Origin of the sequence: Amycolatopsis kentuckyensis (assembly GCF_002155975.1) — a bacterium.
GTDB lineage: Bacteria > Actinomycetota > Actinomycetes > Mycobacteriales > Pseudonocardiaceae > Amycolatopsis > Amycolatopsis kentuckyensis.
Genome location: NZ_MUMI01000247.1, coordinates 1 through 20,439 on the forward strand (window position 1 = coordinate 1; position 20,439 = coordinate 20,439).

Annotated in this window: 16 protein-coding genes and 2 pseudogenes; 9 read left to right on the forward strand and 9 right to left on the reverse strand. The window is 73.1% G+C overall.

Annotation, left to right across the window (positions count from 1 at the left end; all coding sequences use genetic code 11):
• Positions 1-194, forward strand: a pseudogene (locus tag CCN39_RS23665) (cell division protein DivIVA); the annotation flags it as partial.
• 4 nt (positions 195-198) lie between these two features.
• On the opposite strand, the gene CCN39_RS23670 reads toward CCN39_RS23665, so the two are convergent.
• Genes CCN39_RS23670 through CCN39_RS23685 form a run of 4 tightly spaced genes read right to left on the reverse strand, consistent with a single transcriptional unit; the run spans position 199 to position 2,709 of the window.
• A complete protein-coding gene (locus tag CCN39_RS23670) occupies positions 199-1,524 on the reverse strand; it encodes an amidase family protein (RefSeq protein WP_086845413.1) in 1,326 nt (441 codons plus the stop codon).
• A 48-nt stretch (positions 1,525-1,572) separates the two neighbouring features.
• Positions 1,573-2,175 (reverse strand): helix-turn-helix transcriptional regulator, encoded by a 603-nt coding sequence (locus CCN39_RS23675; protein WP_086845415.1) that lies wholly within the window; start codon positions 2,173-2,175, stop codon positions 1,573-1,575.
• Positions 2,176-2,221: 46 nt separating this feature from the next.
• Positions 2,222-2,467, reverse strand: coding sequence for a WXG100 family type VII secretion target (locus tag CCN39_RS23680; RefSeq protein ID WP_086845417.1), 246 nt, complete (start codon positions 2,465-2,467; stop codon positions 2,222-2,224).
• Positions 2,464-2,709, reverse strand: a complete 246-nt coding sequence (locus CCN39_RS23685) for a WXG100 family type VII secretion target (protein WP_086845419.1) — start codon at positions 2,707-2,709, stop codon at positions 2,464-2,466. The genes CCN39_RS23680 and CCN39_RS23685 overlap by 4 nt, the downstream gene beginning before the upstream one ends.
• A gap of 171 nt (positions 2,710-2,880) precedes the next feature.
• Between CCN39_RS23685 and CCN39_RS23690 the strand changes: the two genes are divergently transcribed.
• Both CCN39_RS23690 and CCN39_RS23695 read left to right on the forward strand, forming a co-directional pair.
• On the forward strand, positions 2,881-6,132 hold the full coding sequence (locus tag CCN39_RS23690; protein WP_086845422.1) for an ATP-binding protein: 3,252 nt from the start codon (positions 2,881-2,883) through the stop codon (positions 6,130-6,132).
• Between the two features lie 101 nt (positions 6,133-6,233).
• A complete protein-coding gene (locus tag CCN39_RS23695; protein ID WP_244210963.1) occupies positions 6,234-9,860 on the forward strand; it encodes an ATP-binding protein in 3,627 nt (1,208 codons plus the stop codon).
• On the opposite strand, the gene CCN39_RS23700 is transcribed toward CCN39_RS23695, so the two are convergent.
• Genes CCN39_RS23700 through CCN39_RS23720 form a run of 5 tightly spaced genes read right to left on the reverse strand, consistent with a single transcriptional unit; the run spans position 9,819 to position 14,769 of the window.
• Positions 9,819-11,195 carry a GH1 family beta-glucosidase gene (locus CCN39_RS23700; protein WP_086845426.1) on the reverse strand — a complete coding sequence of 459 codons (1,377 nt, stop codon included), beginning with the start codon at positions 11,193-11,195 and terminating at the stop codon, positions 9,819-9,821. The genes CCN39_RS23695 and CCN39_RS23700 overlap by 42 nt on opposite strands.
• Entirely contained in the window at positions 11,192-12,016 is an 825-nt protein-coding gene (locus CCN39_RS23705; protein ID WP_086845428.1) for a carbohydrate ABC transporter permease, read from the reverse strand. Before CCN39_RS23705 ends, CCN39_RS23700 begins: the two co-directional genes overlap by 4 nt.
• A complete protein-coding gene (locus CCN39_RS23710) occupies positions 12,013-12,918 on the reverse strand; it encodes a carbohydrate ABC transporter permease (protein WP_086845430.1) in 906 nt (301 codons plus the stop codon). The genes CCN39_RS23705 and CCN39_RS23710 overlap by 4 nt, the downstream gene beginning before the upstream one ends.
• A 6-nt stretch (positions 12,919-12,924) precedes the next feature.
• Complete coding sequence (locus CCN39_RS23715; protein WP_086845432.1) at positions 12,925-14,181, reverse strand: ABC transporter substrate-binding protein; 1,257 nt, start codon at positions 14,179-14,181, stop codon at positions 12,925-12,927.
• 9 nt (positions 14,182-14,190) lie between these two features.
• Entirely contained in the window at positions 14,191-14,769 is a 579-nt protein-coding gene (locus tag CCN39_RS23720; RefSeq protein ID WP_086845435.1) for a helix-turn-helix transcriptional regulator, read from the reverse strand.
• A gap of 652 nt (positions 14,770-15,421) precedes the next feature.
• Between CCN39_RS23720 and CCN39_RS23725 the strand changes: the two genes are divergently transcribed.
• The 6 genes and pseudogenes from CCN39_RS23725 to CCN39_RS23745 all read left to right on the forward strand — a co-directional run bounded on the left by CCN39_RS23725 (position 15,422) and on the right by CCN39_RS23745 (position 20,373).
• The gene (locus CCN39_RS23725) at positions 15,422-16,570 is read left to right on the forward strand and encodes a glycoside hydrolase family 3 N-terminal domain-containing protein (RefSeq protein ID WP_086845438.1); all 1,149 of its coding nucleotides are present in this window, start codon (positions 15,422-15,424) and stop codon (positions 16,568-16,570) included.
• 58 nt (positions 16,571-16,628) lie between these two features.
• On the forward strand, positions 16,629-18,053 hold the full coding sequence (locus CCN39_RS23730; RefSeq protein WP_208630336.1) for a serine hydrolase domain-containing protein: 1,425 nt from the start codon (positions 16,629-16,631) through the stop codon (positions 18,051-18,053).
• Between the two features lie 24 nt (positions 18,054-18,077).
• A pseudogene (locus CCN39_RS52920) lies at positions 18,078-18,167 on the forward strand (MerR family DNA-binding transcriptional regulator); the annotation flags it as partial.
• Between the two features lie 86 nt (positions 18,168-18,253).
• Positions 18,254-18,793, forward strand: coding sequence for a hypothetical protein (locus tag CCN39_RS23735; RefSeq protein WP_244210964.1), 540 nt, complete (start codon positions 18,254-18,256; stop codon positions 18,791-18,793).
• Positions 18,794-19,052: 259 nt separating this feature from the next.
• A complete protein-coding gene (locus CCN39_RS23740; protein ID WP_086845442.1) occupies positions 19,053-19,922 on the forward strand; it encodes an oxidoreductase in 870 nt (289 codons plus the stop codon).
• A gap of 43 nt (positions 19,923-19,965) precedes the next feature.
• Positions 19,966-20,373, forward strand: a complete 408-nt coding sequence (locus CCN39_RS23745; RefSeq protein WP_086845444.1) for a hypothetical protein — start codon at positions 19,966-19,968, stop codon at positions 20,371-20,373.
• Positions 20,374-20,439: the final 66 nt, after the last annotated feature.

A 20,439-nucleotide genomic window follows, 5' to 3' on the forward strand; every position in this document is an offset into this window, starting at 1 on the left:
CGAAGTCGGCTTCGAAGCCGGCGCCGAAGCCCGCCGCGACCCCGAAGCCTGCGCCTCAGGCCGCCAAGCCGACGCCTCAGGCGGCCAAGCCGGCGAACTCGAACGGCCCGGCGACCAAGCCGGCGAACGGCAACGGCTCGAACGGCAATGGCGCGAAGCCGCTGTCGCCGACGGGGAGCAAGCCGAGCTCCTGAGCTTTCAGTTGCGCGCCGTCCGGGGCCAGGGGTTCGCCGACTCCAGCTGGGCCGCCAAGCCCAGCAGCAGCGACTCCCCGCCCGGACGCGCCACCAGCTGCACCGACGTCGGCAGCCCCGACACCACCGACCGCCCCGTCGGGACCGTGATCGCCGGGTAGCCCGCGAAGTTCCACTGGCCCGTGAAGCCCGCCAGGCGCGTCGACGGCAGCACGTTCGCCAGCCACCCCTTCTCGTGCCAGCGGCCCGCCTTCACCGGCCAGTGCGACAGCGTCGGCGTCAGCAACACCTCGTGCGACGCGAAGAACTCCTCCGCCCGGGCCACCCACCGGTCGCGCGTCCGCGAGCGGATCAGGCCCGCCCGCTCGACCAGCCGGCCCGCGCGGACGTGCGCCCGGGTCCGGCGCTGCAGCCGCGAGACGTCGAAGTCGCGGGCCTGGACCGCCGGGCCCGCCAGCCAGCGGGCCGTCATGCCCAGGACCATCGTCGCCGGGTAGCGCGGTGCGGCCGGGGCGATCGCGTGGCCGGCCGCCGCCAGCTGCCCGGCCGCCGTCGAGACCGCCGCGACCAGCTCCTTCGGGACCGGGCTGTGCAGCAAGGGCACCGTCGTCGACATGCCGATGCGGACGGGAGCCGGCGAAGACACCAAAGCCAGCTCCGGAGCGGCGGCCAGCACCGACACCAGCAGTGCCGTGTCGGCGACCGTGGTGGCCAGCGGGCCGTGGACCGACATGCCGAACCAGCCGCCCTCGGCCAGCAGGTCCGCGCCCGGCTTCAACCCCACGAGACCGCACATCGCCGCCGGGAGCCGGATCGAGCCCATGCCGTCCGAACCGTGGGCCAGCGGGACCAGCCCCGCCGCCACCGCCGCCGCGCTGCCGCCCGACGAGCCACCCGCCGCGTACGTCGGGTCCCAGGGGTTGCGGGCGATGCCGTCCGGGGTGTCGCTCATCGGCCAGATGCACAGCTCCGGCACTCGCGTCAGCCCGACGATCACCGCGCCCGCCGCCCGCAGCCGCGTCGCGATCACGCCGTCCGCGGCCACCCGTGCGGACGTGCCCGCCAGCGAACCGTGCGACGCGTATTCGCCGGCCACCTCCGTGACGTCCTTGACCGCGACGGGCACTCCGGCCAGCGGCAGCGACGCGAGATCCGGCCGCGCGGCGACCTCCGCGGCCTCCTTCAGCGCCTCCTCGGCGCGCACCAGCCGGAAGGCGCCGACGACGCCGTCCGCCGCCGCGATCCGCTCCAGGGCCTCCTCGGTGACCTGCACCGGATCGAGCTGCCCGGCCCGGACGGAGGCCGCGATCTCCACTGCCGTGAGCACCATGATCGCGACCCTAGCCCACGAAAAGGTGACAGTGGCAAAGAAAACGTCTCAGATTGCGCCCGCGCGCAGCGCGTAGGCGACCGCGTGGGCGCGGTTGTTCAACCCGCAACGCGTCATCAGGCCGTAGAGCACGTTCTTCACGGTCCGCTCCGAGTAGCACAGCTTCGCCGCGATCTCCTCGGTCCCGAACCCCTCGGCGACCAGGCGCAGCACGTCGCACTCGCGGGCCGCGAGCCCCGACAGCGTGAGCCCGTTCGGCTCCAGGACGTCCTTGCGCATCCGCTGCACCTGCGCGAGCAGCGCGCCCTGCAGCCGCGGCGGCAGGTTGGCCGTGCCGTCACCCGCGGCGAGCACCGCCGTCACCAGCTCGGCGCCGCCGGTCTCGCGGCGCGGCAGGATCGCCACCACGCCGGCCTCCAGCGCCGCCATCAGGTCGCTTTCGCGGAAGTGCTCGACGACCAGCACGACGTGCGACGCCTTGGCGGCCCGGATCTCGCCCAGGACCGCCTCGGTGACGTGGTCCTCCATCACCAGCAGCACGTCCGGCACGAGGTCGGTCAGCCGGACGTCGGGATGGTTGTCCAGGAGGCTCACCGCGCCGGCGTGCGTGATCGGGTCCGAGGCGAGGACGCTCACTTCGACGGGCTTCATGGGGGCAGTGTGGACGGCGTGTCTTCACGCCTTCCCTATTCCGTCTTCACGCGCGTGAAGAAAGCTCCCCGAAGGCCGCCCGCGCCCGCTCCAGGCAGCCCGGCATCCGCCCGGCCGCGCGCGCCCACTCGCGCTTGGCGCGCCAGTACTCCTCCCGCGCCTCCGGGGTCCAGCCGGCCAGTTCCGGCTCGACCCGGGCCTCGAGGTCGGCCAGCAGCTCGCCGAGCTCGCCGGTGATCGCGCCCATCCGGTCCAGCACCAGATCGGCGAAGCTGAAGTCGAGCCGGGTCACGGCAGGCGCGGCCGCGGCATCGGGCCGCCGGTCGCCTCCAGCAGTTCCGCCAGCCGCGACAGGATCACGTCGAACTCCTGCTCCCAGTCGCTCATGGCCTGGCCGAACCGCACCGATGCCTCACCGCGCCAGGACGCCTGCACCATCGCCATTTCGCTGTTGACGTCGCGAAGGCGGGAACGGGCGCCGTCGAGGGCGGAAGCGAAGCAGGCGGCGGCCCGCTGCATGTCTTCGGTCGGCATCCGCGGCTCCTCTCCGGCACCCGAGCGTGACGCACGCCGTGGCGCCGCGGAACCCCGCCGGGTGCCCGTTGCCCGAATGTCCGCCATCCTTGCCTGCCGGTTCACGACGTCCGCGTATGCTCACGGCAGGCATCCGGCGCGTGACGATTCGTCGCGCACGAAGGGAGACCGATGTCGGCCGCGGACGGCTCCGCACCGAGACTCCAGCTGCTGGGCCCCCTGAAGGCCTGGCAGGGCGAAACGGAGCTGGACCTCGGCTCCGCGCACCGCCGTACGGTCCTCGCCGCGCTGGCGATGCACCCGGACCGCACGGTTTCGCGCGAGGAGCTGATCGACGCCGTCTGGGGTGACGCGCCGCCGCAGAGCGCGCAGGGCTCCATCTACACCTACGTCTCCGGGCTGCGGCGCGCGCTCGAACCCGGCCGGGCCAAGGGCGAGGGCCCGCAGCTGCTCGCGTCGATCGGTTCCGGCTATTCGCTGCGCCTGGACGCCGACGCGATCGACGTCCACCGCTTCGAAGCCCTGCGCGAGCAGGCGCAACGCAAGCACGCGGCCGGTGACCTCCGCGGGGCCCTTGAGGACTTCGACGAAGCTTTGGGGCTCTGGCACGGTGTCCCGCTGTCCGGCCTGCCCGGGCCGTTCGCCGCCGCGCAGCGCGCCCGGCTCGCCGAAGTCCGGCTGGCGACCATCGAGCGGCGCGCCGAAGTCGTGCTGGACTCGGGCGGGCACACCGAACTCGTCGCCGAACTGACCGCGCTGACCCGGGAACACCCGTTCCGCGAGACGTTGCGCGGGCTGCTCATGCGCGCGCTGGTCCGGGCCGGGCGGCGGACCGAGGCGATCGCGGTCTACGCCGACGTCCGCGACCGGCTCGTCGAGTCCTCGGGCACCGAACCGGGCCCGGCCCTGCGGCGGCTGCACGACGAGCTGCTGGAGAAACCCGCCGCGGCACCGGAACCGAAGCCGGCGCCGGTTCCGCCGGTGTCGCGGATGCCGGCCGCGGCGCTGCCGGAGCGGGCGGAGATCTTCGTCGGCCGCGAGGCGGAACTCGACCGGCTGCACGAAGCCGTCGCCGCTCTCGGCGCCGGAACAGGGCGGTCGGTGTGGCTCGAAGGCGAGCCGGGCAGCGGCCGGACCGCGCTGCTCGCCGAAGTCCTCGCCGCGGCCCAGGACTTCGATCCGGCCTTCGCCGCCGCGGACGCGCTGGACCAGCGGTTCGCCCTGCGGCCGCTGCTCGACGCGCTGGGCGTGCACCCGCGCGCCGCCGACAGCCGCCGGGCCGCCCTGGCCGCGCGGCTCGCCGGGCAGCCCGGCGAGGACCCGGTCGACGACGTGCTCGGGCTGGTCCGTGAGCTCTGCGTGGAGGCGCCGCTCGTGCTGGTGGTCGACGACCTGCAGTGGGCCGACGACACGACGCTGCGCGTCTGGCGCTACCTGAGCCGGGAGACGCGGCAGCTGCCGTTGCTGCTCGTCGGGGCGTGCCGTCCCGTACCCCGGCCGGCCGCGCTGGACGACCTGCTTGACAACGATGACATCACCGTCCTGGCCGTGCCACCGCTGGCCGAGGACGCCACCCGCGAGCTCGCCACCGAGCTGGCCGGCGCGCCTCCCGGGCCCGGGCTGCAGCTGCTGGTCTCCTACGCGGCCGGGAACCCGCGCTACGTCCGGGAGATCGTCGAGACGCTGCTCGCGCAGTCGATGATCGTGCTCGACGGCGTCCACGCGCACCTCGACGGCAACTCGTGCCAGAGCATCCCGTCGCCGCTGGGCTCGCGGATCACCCAGTACCTGAGCTTCCTGTCCAGCGGGACCCGCGACACGCTGCGCTGGGCGGCGCTGCTGGGCCGCGAGTTCTCGCCAGCGGACATCGCCGTCGCCACCGAGCGGCCGCCGACGGCGCTGGTCGGCGCGGTCGACGAGGCGATCACGTCCGGGGTGCTGGTCGAATCGGGCGACCGGCTGGCGTTCCGGCACTCGCTGGTGCGCCGGGTGCTCTACGAAAAGTCGCCGGCCGCGATGCGGGTCGCGCTGCACCGGCAGCTGGCCGAGGCCTTCGCCGCCGCGGGCGCGCCCGCCGAACGCGTCGCCGAGCAGCTCGCCGCCGCGCCCGCGCAGGTCGACCCGTGGGTGACCGGGTGGCTGCTGGAGCACATCGGCACGGTCGCCACCGAGACCCCGCGGGTCGCGGTGGACCTGCTGCGCCACGCCGTCACCCAGGGCACGCTGCCGCCGGACGCGCGGGAGACGCTGACCGCGACCCTGGCCCGGCTGCTGTTCTGGCTCGGCCGGGAGCCCGAAGCCGAGGCGCGTTCGGTCGTCGCGCGGACGTCCGACAGCAGGCGTGCGGCGGAGATGCGCTGGATCCTGGCGTACGTCTACTACCGCCGCGGCGACTTCTCCGAGGCGACCGCCGAGCTCAAGCGGACGCTCGACGACGCCGACGTCCCGGAGATGTGGCGCGGGCGGCACGAGTCGCTGCTGGCCACGCTGGAGAAACTCGGGGAGGAGACCGCGCTGGCTCCGGCCGGGCTGCACCCGCTGGACGACGCGGCGCTGGCCGTGCCGAACCTCGACAGCCTCGACGACGCCGCCGAGCCGCTCGACGCCGCCCGCCGGATCGCCGCGACCCGTGCGGTGCCGGGCGAGATGCACCTGGCCGGCGCGGTGCACTACTACTGGCTGGGCCGCTGGCGGGAGGCGCTGGCCGAGCTGGACGCGGTGATCCGCGACGGCGCCGAGACGGCGTCGTACGTGCTGCGCAGCCCGGGTTCGGCCCTGCTGGTCCACGGCGTCGGCGCGCTGATCGCGGGACACCGGGGCGAGCCGGGCCAGGCCAGGACGCACCTCGACGCGGCCGACCGGCAGCAGTGGCCACCGGGCCTGGAGCCGGACGGCGGCGACTTCCTGCTCGCGGCGCGGGCGCTGCTGGCCGAGCAGGAGGGCCGGCCGGAGGCGGCGCTGACGGCGTTGCTGCCGTTGCTGGAGGACAGCTACCCCCCGGCGGCCCGCCACCAGTGGCTGCCGGACCTGGTGCGGCTGGCGTTGTCGCTCGGCGACCGGCAGCGAATGCAGGAGGCGGTGCGCCTGCTCGAGCCCGAAGGGGAGGTCCCACCGGCCCACGCCGCGGCGGCCGCGCACTGCCGGGGACTGGTGACGGGCGATCCCGGTCCGGTCCTGACGGCGGCCGGGCACTACCGGGCGGCCGGGCGGGTGCTGAAGCACGCGAAGGCGACCGAAGACGCGGCGATCTTGCTGGCGGAGTCCGGCGAGCTGGCGGAGGCGCGTACGGCGTTCCGCGGCGCGTTGACGGCGTACACGGAGATGGGCGCGGTGTGGGACGTGCGGCGCGCGGAGGCCCGGATGGGGCCGTTCGGCATCCGGCGGGCGCCTTCGGTGCGCTCCCGGGCGGCCGCCGGGAAGTGAACGCGCAACCTTTCCGGGGCTTGCCACGTCGGTAAAGTCACCGGAGATGTCCCTGGGGGAAGGGGTCTGGGACGTGAAGTCCCAGAGGGGACGGCAACGACATGCCAGGGGAAGACCCCGGCCTGCGGGTGGGCGTGCTCGGCCCGCTGCGGGCTTGGCGCGGGGCGGCCGAAATCGGCCTCGGCCCCGCCCGTCAGCGCGCCATCTTCGCGGTGCTCGCCGTCAACGCCGGCCGGCCGGTTCCCCGGGCGGAACTCATCGCCGGCGTCTGGGGCGATTCCGCGCCCGCGAGCGTCGAAGGCAGCGTCCACACCTACGTCTCCGGGCTGCGCCGGGCCCTCGAACCGGACCGTTCGCGCTGGTCGGCGGCGAGCGTGCTCGTCTCGGATCCCGCCGGCTACTCCCTGGTCCTCGACGCGGACGCGCTCGACGCGGCCCGGTTCGAACGGCACCGCGAACGCGCGCAACGGCACCTCGAGCAGGGTGATCCGCGGGCGGCCGTCACCGAACTGGACGACGCTCTCGCGCTCTGGCAGGGCGAAGCGCTCTCCGGCGTCCCCGGCGGCTTCGCCGAACGGCACCGCGAATACCTCGCCGAACTCCGGCTGAACACCCTCGAACGGCGCGCCGAAGCCGTGCTCGCCCTCGGCGGCCACCTCGACCTCGCGCCGGAACTGGCGGTGCTCGCCGGCGAACACCCCCTGCGGGAGTCGCTGCGCGAGTCGCTGATGCTCGCCCTCTACCGCAGCGGGCGGCCCGCCGATGCCCTCGACGTCTTCCGCGACGCGCGCGCCACGCTCGTCGCGGAACTCGGCGTCGAACCCGGCCCCGCGCTGCAACGGCTCCAGCGGCAGATCCTCGCCCAGGACCCGGGCCTCGACGCGCCCCCGGCGCCGGTCGTCGTCACCGGGCACCGGCTGTTCGGCCGGGAAGCCGAAACGACCAGACTCGCCGAGCTCGTCGCGGACGTCCGCGCCGGGCGCGGCCGGGCCGTCTGGATCGAGGGCGACGCCGGGATCGGCAAGTCCGCGCTGCTCACCTCCTCGCTGCCGGACGGCCCGGGCTTCCAGCGGCTCTGGGCCGCCGCCGACGAGCTGAGCACCCGGTTCCCGCTGCAGGTCGTGCTGGAGTGCCTGGCGATCGACGCGCATTCGCCCGACCCGCGGCGCGCACGGGTGGCGAAGGAACTCGCGGGCGAGGGCCCGGCGCGGCGCAGCTGGGGACCGGCGGACCCGGTGCTCGGCGCCGTCGACCGGCTGCTGGCCCTGGTCGACGAGCTGTGCGCGCAGTCGCCGCAGGTGCTGGTGCTCGACGACCTGCAGTGGGCCGACGAAGCGTCCGTGCTGGTCTGGCACCGGCTCTGCGCGGCGACCCGGCAGCTGCCGCTGCTGCTGGTGGCCGCGACCCGGCCGGCGCCGGACCGCGCCGAGCTCGCCCAGCTGCGCCGCGGCGTCCAGGCGCGGGACGGGGTCGTCCTCGACCTCGCGCCGCTGACCGGCGAGGACGTCGGCCGGCTGATCGAGGACCAGCTCGGCGCGCCGCCCGGGCCGGGGCTGCGCGAGCTGGCCGCCCGCGGTGCCGGGAACCCGTTGTACGTCAAGGAGATGGTCGACGTCCTGCGCCGGGCGGGCGCGGTGGCGGTGAGCGGCGGCCAGGCCGACGTCGACGACCCGGCGGAGTTCGAGGCGCCGCGGTCGCTGGTCGCCGCGGTCGACCGGCGGCTCGACTTCCTGACGGCGCGGACGCAGGAAGTGCTGCGCTGGGGCGCGCTGCTGGGCATGGAGTTCGCCGTCGGCGACGTCGCCGCGGTGCTCGGCACCCGGCCGTCGGACCTGCTGGCGCCGCTGGAGGAAGCCGTCGCCGCGAACGTGCTCATCGACACGGGGACGCAGCTGGCGTTCCGCCACCCCCTGCTGCGCCAGGCGCTGTACGACCGGCTGCTGGCCGGGACGCGGGCGGCGCTGCACCGCCAGGCCGCCGAGGCGCTCGCCGGGATCGGCGCGCCGGTGAAACGCGTCGCCGAACAGCTGGTCGCGGCACCGGCCACAGTGGACGAATGGGTGCTGGACTGGCTGGCCGCCCACCACGCGGTCGTCTCGACCAGGGCCCCGCTGATCGCCGTCGAGCTGCTGGAACGCGCGCTGGCCGCGTGCGCCGGCACCGACCCGCGCCGGGAGACGCTGCTGGTCGCGCTGGTCAAGGTGCTGTTCCGGCTGGAACGCAGCCCGGAAAGCCTGGCGCGGCAAGCACTCGACGTCGCCACCGAGCCGGACGCCGTCGAAGAGATGCGGCACGTGCTCGCGGCGCTGCTCCACCGCCGCGGGGACACCGAAGGCGCCGTCGCGACGCTCGCCGCGTGGGTCGACGACCCGGCCGTGCCGGAGCTCTGGCGGGTCAAGCACCGGCAGCTGCTGGCCAACTTCCGGCGCGGCAGTCTGTCCGATTTGGACGCCGCCGAGCAGACCGCGCACGAGACGAAGGCGCTCGCCGGCGGCGACCGCTACCTGACCGCGCACGCGCTGCAGTCGTTGTGGCTGGTCGATTCGGTGCGCCGCGAGCACGACCGCGCGCTCGCCCACATCGACGCGGCGATCGAGGCCGTCGGCGACGAGCACGAGCTGGCCGACCTGCACCTCGACCTGCTCGACAACCGCGTCTTCACGCTGCAGAACCTCGACCGCCTGGCCGAGGCGGGCGAGGCCCTGCGCGCGGCGGGCGAAGTCGCGGCGCGGCACGCGCTGCCGGTCGGGCTGCAGGTGTCCGCCGCGGTGCACCGGTACTGGGAAGGCCGCTGGGACGAGGCGCTGGTCGAGCTGGACACGGTCATCGAGGACGGCCCGGCGATCACGTTCTACGGCCTGCGCGAGCCGGGCCCGGCCGCGTTGCTGCTGCACGGCGTCGCGGCGCTGATCGCCGGCCGCCGCGACGACCGGGCCCAGGCGGCGGCCCACCTCGACGCGGCGGAGGAGTACGCCCCGGCCACCGGCGCCGAGCGGGAGAGCTTCGACTTCCTGCTGGTCGCCGACGCCCTGGCGGCCGAGCAGCGCGGCGACCGGGTGCGCGCGCTGGCGGTCCTGGAGCCGATCCTGAACCCGACGTACGCGCAGATGATGCTGCGCCACCAGTGGCTGCCGGCGTTCGTGCGGCTGGCGATGGAGCAGGACGACGTCGCCCGCGCCCGCCGGGCGCTGGCGGTGTGCGAAGAAGAGGCGGCGAAGGAGCGACGTCCGGCGCGGGCGCACGCGGCGGCGTCGTGGTGCCGCGGGCTGATCGAGGAGGACCCGGCCCCGGTGCTGGCGACGGCCGAGCACTTCCGCGCGGTCGGCCGCCGCCCCGAGCTGGCCTCGGCGCTGGAGGACGCGGCGGTGCTGCTGGCCCGCGCGGGCCGGCTGGACGCGGCGCACGCCGCGTTCGAGGAGGCGGCCGAGCTGTACACGGCACTGGCGGCCCGCTGGGACTTGCGGCGCGCGGAAACCCGGCTGCGCCGCCTCGGCGTGCGGCGGGGTGCGCTGTTCTCGTCGATCCGGCCGGGCCACGGCTGGGAGTCGCTGACGCCGATCGAGGTGCGGATCGCCGGGTTGGTCGCGGAAGGCCGGTCGAACCCGGACATCGCAACTGAGCTGTCCCTGCCGCGGCGGACGGTCCAGGCCCACGTGGCCCGGCTGCTGGGCAAGCTCGAGACGCCGTCACGCTCGGGGGTCGCCGACGCCTTCCGCCGGCGGCCTTAACGCGTTGGCCCTGGCGACCCGACCGAGGAAGCGGCCGGACTCCTTGACCGTCCGGCGTTGCGTCTCGAAGTCGACGTGGATCAAGCCGAACCGCTGCGTGTACCCCATGGCCCACTCGAAGTTGTCCAGCAACGACCACGCGAAGTACCCGCGGACGTCGACGCCCAGCCGGATGGCGTCGTGGACCGCGCGCAGGTGCTCCATGAAGTAGTTCACCCGGGCCGCGTCGTACACGCGGCCGTCCACCACCTGGTCCACGAAGGAGGCTCCGTTTTCGGCGACCACCAGCGGGAGCCCGCCGGACCGGTCGTCGATCCACCGCAGCAATTCGGTCAGGGTGTCCGGAGCCTGTTCCCAGCCGAACGCCGTCAGCGGCCCCTTCGCGGGCAACACGTCCATCCCCCGCAACGTCGGCAGCGGGCAGTTGCTCGGCGCCTGCGGGTCCTCGAGCGGCGTGACGCGGGCCGGCGCGTAGTAGTTCACCCCCAGCCAGTCGATCGGGGCCGCGATGGTGTCCGTGTCGCCGTCGCGGACGCACTCCACGAACCGGCCCGCGGCGGCGAGGACGTCTTCCGGGTAGCCGCGGCCCAGTACCGGGTCCAGGAAGAACCGGTTGTGGATGCCGTCGAACTTCCGGGCCGCTTCGAGGTGGGCCGGCGACGAACCGTCCGGGATCGCCGGGGCGAAGTTCAGCGCCAGCGAGACGTCGTGACCCGGACCGGCCAGCGTCGGCGCCGCCAGGCCGTGCGCCAGCAGCAGGTGGTGGGCCGCGACCAGCGCCGTGTCGTGGTCCTGGACGCCGGGAGCGTGCACGCCGCTGCCGTAGCCCAGGAAGGCCGCGCAGAACGGCTCGTTGACCGTCGTCCACTGGTTCACGCGGTCGCCGAGCGCGGTGTGCACGACCGCGGCGTAGTCCGCGAACCGCTCGGCGGTGTCGCGCAGCGGCCAGCCGCCCGCGTCTTCGAGCGCCTGCGGCAGGTCCCAGTGGTAGAGCGTCAGCACCGGCAGGATGTTGCGGCCGAGCAGTTCGTCGACCAGCCGGTCGTAGAAGGCGAGCCCGGCCGCGGACGTCGTCCGGCCGTCCGGCATCACCCGCGGCCACGCGACCGAGAACCGGTAGGCGTTGAGGCCCAGGTCGGCCAGCAGGCCGACGTCCTCGGGGTAGCGGTGGTAGTGGTCGCAGGCGACGGCGCCGGTCGCGCCCCCGAGCACCTTGCCCTCGGTGGCCGCGAAGGTGTCCCAGATGGACGGTCCGCGACCGCCCTCGGCCACCGCGCCCTCGACCTGGTAGGACGCGGTCGCCGCGCCCCACCGGAAGCCCGCCGGGAAGGTCATACCGGTGCCCCTTTCAGAATGCCCCGCACGATGTAGCGGCCCAGCAGCAGGAACAACGCGATGACGGGCACGACGGCGACGGTCGCGCCGGTGAGCATCAGCGCGTAGTCGGTGTAGTAGCCGCTGGCCAGCTGCGACAGGGCGACCTGCACGGTCGGCGTCTCGTTCGGGTCGAGGACGACCAGCGGCCAGAAGTAGTCGTTCCAGGTGGCCATGAACGTCAGCATCGCGAGCACCGCGGCCGGCGCGCGGAGGGCGGGCACGGCCACGTGCCAGTAGGTGCGCAGGATCGAGCAGCCGTCGACGGTCGCGGCGTCGACGAGGTCCGTGGTGATCGCGTTTTCGCACGCCTGGCGCATCCAGAACACGCTGAAGGCGCTGACCAGCGCGGGCACGATCACCGCTTCGAGCCGCCCGTACCAGCCGAGATCGCCGACGACGAGGTACAGCGGGATGACCCCGAGCTGCGCCGGGACCATCGCGGAGCCGACGACCAGCAGGAACAGCGTGTTGCGGCCACGGAACTCGAGCCGCGCGAAGGCGAACCCGGCGAGGCTCGCCAGCACGACGTTGGACACCATGACGGTGCCCGCGACGATCAGCGAGTTCCCGATGGCCAGCCAGAAGTCGACGGTGTCGAAGACGCGCCGCACGTTCTCGGCCAGGTTCCCGCCCGGCAGCAGCAGCGGCGACGTCTCCCCGATCGCCGCGTTGTCCCGCGTGGCCACGACGAACGACCAGTACAGCGGGAAGACGGAGGCGCCGAGCACCCCGGTCAGCACGGCGTACACCCAGCCGCCCGGCCGCCGCCGCGCTGTCACGCCGACCTCACGAACCGGCGCACCAGCCGGTAGTTGACCAGCGCGAACAGCGCGCAGACCACGAACATCACCCAGGTCAGCGCGGCCGCGTAGCCGGCGTCGAGGTGCGTGAACCCCTTCTCGTACAGGTACATGACCAGCGTCTGGAACTGCCGGTCGTTGCCGCCGGTGCCGGCCGAGCCACCGGCGTCGAACAGCTGCGGCTCGGCGAACAGCTGCAGGCCGTTGACCGTGCCGGCGATGGCGGTGAAGGCCAGCGCGGGCCGGATGCCGGGCACGGTGATCGACCAGAACGCCCGCCACCGCGAGGCCCCGTCGAGCTCCGCGGCTTCGTAGAGGTCACCGGGGACGGCCTGCATGGCGGCCAGGTAGATCAGGGCGTTGTAGCCGGTCCAGCGCCAGAGCACCATGCTCGCCACGGCGAAGTGCGACGTCCAGGTCGTCGCCCGCCAGTTGACCGGCGCCACGCCGAACCAGCCGAGGACCTCGTTGACGACGCCGTAGTCGCGGCTGAACAGCTGCCCGAAGACCAGCCCGACGGCGACGACGGACACGACGTTCGGCAGCAGCACCCCGGTGCGCCACCAGGTCGCGGCCCGCAGCGGCCGGTCGAGCAGCGCCGCGATGCCCAGGGCCAGCAGGAATTCCGGCACGGCGGCGAGCAGGAAGATGGAGACCGTGTTGGCGAGCGCGTTGTAGAAGTGCGGATCCGTGAGCAGGTCACCGTAGTTGGCGAGGCCGAAGCCGCCCTCGTCGCCTTCGAGCAGGTTCCAGTCGTGCAGTGAAACCCAGGCCGTGTACAGCAGCGGGAAGGCGCCGAAGACGACGAACAGGGCGAAGAAGGGCGCGACGAACAGCAACGGCGTGACCTTGCGGTCCCAACGGGCGAGCCGGTGCTGCACGCGCGGCTACTTCAGGGCGGCTTGGGCCTGCTGGACGGCTTTCGCCCAGGCCTGCTCGACGGTGTCGGTCCGTTCCTCGATCCGCCCGAGCGCCCGGCCGAACTCCGGCCGGACATCGGCGTCACGCAGGCCGCGGTAGTTCGGCCGCAGCTGGTCGGCCGAAGCGGCGAAGATCCGCCCGGTCGGCGCGTCGCCGAAGTAGGCGTCGGTGTGCGCGACGACCTGCGGATCTTCGTACACCGCGGGCTCGCTGGGCAGGATGCCGTCGGAGAGGAAGAGCTTCTTCTGCTGCTCCGGCGCGGTCAGCCAGCGGGCGAGCTCGTACGCCTCCTTCTGGTGCGCGCCCTGCTTCGGCACGGTCAGGAACGAACCGCCCTGGTTGCCGCTCTTGCCGGGCACGGTGGTGACGTCCCACTTGCCGCGGTTGGCGTCCCCGCCGGCTTCCTTGATCTGGCTGAGCATCCAGGCGGGACAGGCAACGGTGGCGAAGGAGCCCTGCTTGATCGCCACGTTCCACGCCTGGGTGAACGTGGTCGCCGCGGCTGTCTGCCCCTTCGCGGCCAGGCCGCCGGAAAGGAAGAAGGCGGCGCGCACGCTCGGGTTGCGGTCGGCGATGAAGGAGTCGTCGCGCTGGGAGAAGTAGTTCTCCGGCGACTGGTTGAGCATCGCCGTGTAGACGGTCCCGGCGGAGTCGGCGAACTTCACGTTCGGTGTCTTGGCGGTGAACCGCTCGGCGGTGGCGGCGTAGGCGTCCCAGTCCGGAATCAGCTTCGCGACCTCTTCGCGGTCGGTCGGCAGGCCCGCGGCCTGGAACAGGTCGCGCCGGTAGCAGAGGGCAAGGCTGCCCATGTCCGTGCCGAGGCCCAGCACGAAGGCCCCGTCGGTGCCCTGTGCCCACTTCCACGGCACCCACTGCTTTTCGAGCTCGCGGGCGCCGTAGCCGGCCAGGTCGGCGAACTTGTCCTTCGCCTTCCGGTACTGCGGCATGTACTGCTCTTCGATCGCGACGACGTCGGCGGCACCGTGCCCGGTGGCGAGCTGCGTCGCGAGGCCCTTGTGGTGGGTGTCGAAGTCGGTGACGCGGTTCTGCACCGTGATGTCCGGGTGCAGCTTCTCGTACTCGGCGATCAGGGGCGCGTAGCCGAACTCACCGAAGGTCGCGATGGTGAGCTTGGTCTTCCCCCCGGCGTCACCCGGAGTGCAGGCGGCGAGCGGGATCAACGCGGCGACCACGATGGCGGTCCGGCGGACGATCGTTCGCAACAGGCTTCCTCAGATCACACCGGCCCGCACGGCGTACGCGACCGCGTGCGGCCGGTTGCGCAGGTTGAGCCGGTTGGTCATGGCGTAGATGACGTTCTTCACGGTCCGCTCCGAGTAGCAGAGCTTGCCCGCGATCTCGGCAGTGTCCCAGCCTTCGGCCATCAGGCGAAGCACATCCACCTCGCGCGGCGTGAGTGCCGCCCCGCCACCTTCGTTGGCCAGGGCCTCGACCTGCTCCCGCAGCGACGAGGAGCGCCCCCGCGCCGCGGCGAGCACACTCGCGGTGAGCCGGTCGAGCGCGGTCCGCGGCAGCACGGCGGAGACGTGACAGTCGGCAAGCAGGCCCACGTGCGCGGGATCGACGTGCCCGGCCACCAGCACGATCGCGGCAGGAGACTCGACGGCCGCGGCCCGCAGCGCGGCAACGGCCTCGCGGTCAACCTCCTGAACGGCGAACACCAGCACCGCAGCCTCACCCCGGCGGGCGCGCGGAAGGACCAGCAGCTCCGGGCGGGACTTCAGGTGGTTGATCAGCCCGGTCAGGGCAATCGGGTCGGACGCCCACGCCGCCACTCGCACCTGGTCCATCGAACCCTCCTCCACCCACGACGATCCCTGACTACGGCCAGTCTGCTGAGGCCGCCTTCACGAATTCTCTAGCGACGGCGGAGCCATTCTTCACGCTGTGAAGTTTGGCCGGCCGAGGGCGGTGGGGTGGCCGCTTGCGGCGCGGAGCACGCCGGCCGCGGCGGCTGCTGCTACCGGCCGCGTTCCTGGCCGCGGCTGTTCTTCACGCCGCGAAGTTCGGGCATCGACAGCGTGGCTGCTCACCGCCGGTCGTCCCGGTGCTGCCTCCTGCCCACGGCCGTGCGGCCGGGATAGCGGCCGCTCTTCACGCCGGGGGGGGGTGGGCCACCGACAGCGTGGCCGCCCCACGGCTTTCGAGCAGGCTGACCGTGGCGGCGCTGCCACCGGCCACGTTCCCTACCCGCAGTCGCGAGGCCGGGACAGCGGCCGCTCTTCACGCCGCGGAGTTCAGCCATCGACAGCGTGGCTGCTCACCGCACCGAGCGCGCCGGTCGTCGCGGCGCTGCCACCCGCCAGATTCCTGGCCGCGGCCGTGCGGCCGAGATAGCGGCCGCTCTTCACGTTGGGGAGTTGGGCCGTCGACTACGGTCGGGGGGGCACACACGGACGAGTGAAGGGACCGATGAACCGCCGACGTTTTGCTGCCTTTGGGGTGGCGTTCTCCATCGTGGCCGGATGTCTGCTGGTCGCGGGCCTGCAACCGCGGGTCGTGTCCGGGTTGGCCGTCCCTCTGACCTCCGCGCGGGTGGTTCCTCCTCCGGCGGCTCCTCCGCCCTCTCCTTCCGTGCCCACCTCCCAGCTCGCGCGGCCGGACGATTGCGCGTCGCTGGTGGCTGGGCTCGATGTTCGCTCGCGGGTTGCGCAGCTGGTTGTCGTGGGTGTCTCCGGGGACAACCCGGCGGCGACGGTTTCCCTTGTTCGCGATCACCAGGTCGGCGGGATCTTCATCGGGGGTAACGCAACAGCGTTGTTGAAAGATCGCTCGCTCGCCGCGGTGCAGGCCGTGGCGCGGGTGCCGGTGGCGGTGTCGGTCGATGAAGAAGGCGGCCGTGTCCAGCGCATCGACGACCTCGACGGCGAGCTGCCCTCGGCCCGGACGATGGCCGCGACGAAGTCGCCGGACCAGGTCCGCGCGCTGGCCGCCGAGCGGGGCCGTCAGCTGCGTGCCCGCGGGGTGACCGTGGATTTCGCCCCGGACACCGACGTCACGAACGCCCCGGACGACGACGTCATCGGCGACCGGTCGTTCAGCCCGGACCCGGCCCGGGTGAAGACGTACGCGAAAGCCTTTGCGGAGGGCCTGCGCGACGCGGGAATCCAGCCGGTGCTGAAGCACTTCCCCGGCCACGGCCACGGCTCGGGCGACTCCCACAAGGGCACGGTGGTCACGCCGCCGCTCGACAAGCTGCGCGCGCTCGACCTGGTGCCGTACCGCGGCCTGGCCGACTACGGGCCGGTCGCGGTGATGGTCGGCCACCTCGACGTGCCGGGGCTGACCGGCGGTGTCCCGGCGTCGCTGTCGCCGCCCGCGTATCAGCTGCTGCGCGGCGAGTTCGCGTTCACCGGGCCGGTGGTGACCGACGACCTCGGGGCCATGAAGGCGATCACCGCGCAGTACCCGCTGCCGGAGGCGGTGCTGAAGGCCCTGCAGGCCGGCGCGGACCAGGCGTTGTGGTCCTCCGGGGGCCGGGTGGACGAGGTGCTGGACCGGCTGGTGAAGGCCGTGCAGAGCGGGGAACTGCCGCAGCCGCGCGTGCAGGAGTCGGTCACCCGGGTGCTGCGGGGCAAGGGCCTCTGCTGAATTTCCCCGGGCTTCCGGCTTGACCCTGCCCTTGGGGGAGGGTTCGACGATGGTTTGCATGACCGACAACGCACTGCACACCATCGAAGCCCGGATCCGCGAAGAGATCGCCGACCGCTGCGCGGCCGACCACATTCCGGGGTTCGTCGCCGGAGTCCACCACGCGGGCGATCAGATCGCCTTCGCCCACGGCACCGCGAACGCCGCGACCGAGGCGCCGATGCGCGAGGACACCGGGTTCCTCTTCGGCTCGGTGACCAAGGTCCTGACCACCACGCTGGTCCTCCAGCAGGTCGAGCGCGGGAACCTGGACCTGGACGCACCGGTCGCGAAGTACCTCCCGGAATTCGCCCTGCGCACGCCCGGCGCGGCGGACCGGATCCTTGTCCGGCACCTGGTCTCGCACACCAACGGCATCGACGCGGACCTCTACTTCCCCGACGCCTCGGGCCGCGACGCCCTGAAGACCTACGTCGAGGGCTTGGCGGCTCGCTGCGGCACCCTGTTCGAGCCCGGCGAGCAGCTCAGCTACTCCAACGGCGGCATGATCGTCGCCGGCCGGCTGCTGGAGGTGGTGGCCGGCGTGAGCTTCCCGGAGCTGCTGGCCCGCGACGTCTACGCCCCCGCCGGCATGAAGGACTCCAGCACGTCGGCGGCCCAGGCCATCCTGCGCAGCACCGCGATCGGCCACTTCCCGGACCCCGCCACCACGGCGGCCCGGCCGACGGGCATGTTCATGCTGCCCGACACGTGGGGACCGGCCGGGGGCACGCCGATCGGCACCGTCACCGACCTGCTCGCCTTCGGACGCACGCACCTCGCAGGCGGGGTGTCGCCCGCCGGCACCCGGGTGCTCTCCGCCGAGTCGGTCGCGCTGATGCAGCAGGTCTCGCACGACATGGCGACGCCGAACGTCCCGCCGATGGGGCTGGGGTGGGTCCGATACCCCTTCGGCGACACGACCGTGCTGGCCATGTCGGGCGCCTCGCCCGGCGGTGTGGCCATCCTGTGCGTCCTGCCCGAGCACGATCTGGTCTTCACCGCCTACGGCAACACTGCGGGAGCCATCGTGCTGCAGGACCGGATCCTGCAGCTGCTCCTGCGCGACCACCTCGGCGTTCCGGTGCCTGCCGTGCTCACCGAGCCGACGCCGGAAGCCGACCTCGCGCCCTACGCGGGCACCTACCGCTCCGACCAGCTCCGCATCGACGTCAGCGTCGTCGACGGCCAGCTTGAAGAGCGCATGACGTACGAGCCGGCGGATGCCTCGCAGGAGCGGATTTTCACGGCGTTCGCCGGCGGGGCGACCTCGGCGCCGCCGCAGCGCTACGTGCCGATCCGCCCCGGCCTTTTCGCACCCGCCGGGTACCCGCCGGAGACGTTCGACGGCTACCTCCGCCTCCTGCTCGTCTCCTACCACGACCTCCGCGACGGCCGGGCGCGCTTCCGCAACGGCGGCGGCCGCCTGACCCGGCGGGCCTGACCGGGTCACTGGAAGGATGCCCGCATGATCACGATCGGCCGGCTCGCCGACTACGCCGGCGTGACCGTCAAGGCCGTGCGGCACTACCACGAGCGCGGCCTGCTCGCCGAGCCCGGCCGCGACTCCTCCCCGGCTACCGGCGCTACACCGCCCAGCACGCCATCGACCTGGTCAAGATCCGGACGCTGGCCGCCGCGGGGGTGCCGCTGGCCCGGATCAAGGACCTGCTCGACGCCGGCGAGGACACGCTCGCGGCCGCCATCGCCGAAATCGACGACGACCTCGAGGAGCGCATCGCGCAACTGCGGCGGACCCGTGAACAGCTCGCCCAGCTGCGCGGCAGCGACCGGCTCTTCGTTTCGCCGGAAGTCGCCGCGTACCTGGACGACCTGCGCGCGCTCGGGGTCAGCGAACGCCACCTGCGCCTGGAACGCGACGGCTGGATCCTCATGCAGACGGCTTCGCCCGAGGACGCCGCCCGATGGATCGCCGAGAAGCGGGACCTGTTGGCAGAGCCCGAATTCCGCGCGCTCTGCCTCGAGCACGACGCCGCCTATGACTGGGCGCCGGATGATCCGCGCCTGCCCGGGCTCGCGGAACGCACGCGGAACTGGTTCGCCGAGCGGCCGGAATCCGGCGCGATCGGCAACCCGGCCATCGCGCGGCTGGCCGCGCAATCCTTGCCCGGTGGGTCTTCGCCGGCCTGGGACCGGCTTGCCCGGCTGATGGACGAGCACTGAGGTCGGCGTTTTCGTTTGTGTGGAAGGAATCGTTGTCGCCATACCCACGACGGTACCGAACACGCGTTCGAAGGTCACCGCTGAAACGGGTGAACCTCAGCGAGGAATTGCGAGCGCTGTTTCCCTTGTGCGGCAAGGGAAACAGCAGCCGGGCGCGGTGAGCAGCCCCCGATCTACAGGCTACCGGTCAGCACCGACAAAACCGGGACGCCGACCGTGGTTAGACTTTCCCGTGACGGCACCCGGAGCAAGGAGCGGCATGGCGAACCTCGGCGGCACCTTCACCCTCGGCGGCGAACTTCCCGTGACGCGCATGGGTTACGGCGCCATGCAACTCGCCGGGCCCGGTGTGTGGGGGCCGCCGAAGGACCACGACACCGCCCTCGCCGTGCTGCGGGAAGCCGTCGAGCGCGGGGTCACCCACGTCGACACCAGCGACTACTACGGCCCGCACACCGTGAACGCCCTCATCAAGGAGGCTCTGCACCCCTACCCCGAGTCGCTCGTCATCGTCACGAAGGTGGGGGCGCGTCGAAGCGCCGACAAGGGCTGGCCGGCCGCGCTGTCCGCCGCGGACCTCACCGAGGCCGTGCACGACAACCTGCGGAACCTCGGTGTCGACGCGCTCGACGTCGTCAACCTGCGGCTGAGCAACGCCGCCTTCGACTACCCCGTGCCGATGTCGCTCGCCGAACCCTTCGGGGTGCTCGCCGAGCTGCGGGAGCAGGGGCTCATCCGGCACCTCGGCGTCAGCCACGTCAGCGCCGAGCAGCTCGACGAAGCGAAGGCGATCGCGCCCGTCGTCTGCGTGCAGAACCAGTACAACCTCGCCCACCGCGAGAACGACGACCTCGTCGACAAGTGCGCCGCCGAGGGGATCGCCTTCGTGCCCTACTTCCCGCTCGGCGGGTTCAGCCCGCTGCAGTCGGGGCTGCTCGACGACTGCGCCGCGCGGGTCGGGGCCACGTCGATGCAGGTCGCGCTCGCCTGGCTGCTGCAGCGGTCGCCGTCGATGCTGCTGATCCCCGGGACGTCGTCGCCCGGGCACCTGCGGGAGAACCTCGCCGCCGCCGAGCTCGAACTGCCCGCGGACGTTCTCGCCGATCTGGACCGGATCGGCGCCGCCTGATCGCTACGCTGGGCGCCCGGACAGGCACGAGAACGGAGCAACCGTGGCGGAGTGGGGCGATCTGGTCGCTTACATCAGGCAGGCGTACCGGGTGGTGCGCGACGAGCCCGACGAACTGCGCATCCGCCTCGTGTTCGGCGACGACCCCGACACCGAGCAGCGGGCCCAGATCGTCGTGATCGCCCGCGAGATCCTCGACCAGCGCGAGGACTGGGTGCAGATCGCCACGCCGTTCGCGCGGCACGAGGAGGTCGACCTGCTCGAGGTGCTGACCGAGGTCGGCGAGGCGATCGTCGTCGGCGGGCTCGCGGTGATGGGCGAACACGTCGTGCTCCGCCACTCGCTGCCGCTGATCAACCTCGACATCAACGAGTTCACCGACCCCCTCGAGCTGGTCGCCGGCGCGGCCGAGCTGCTGGAGCAGCAGTTCACCGGCCGCGACGACTACTGAGCGGCACCACCGCCACCGCGGCGGCCACGGCGAGCGCGGCACCCAGGCCGAGCGCCGCGGCCGCCG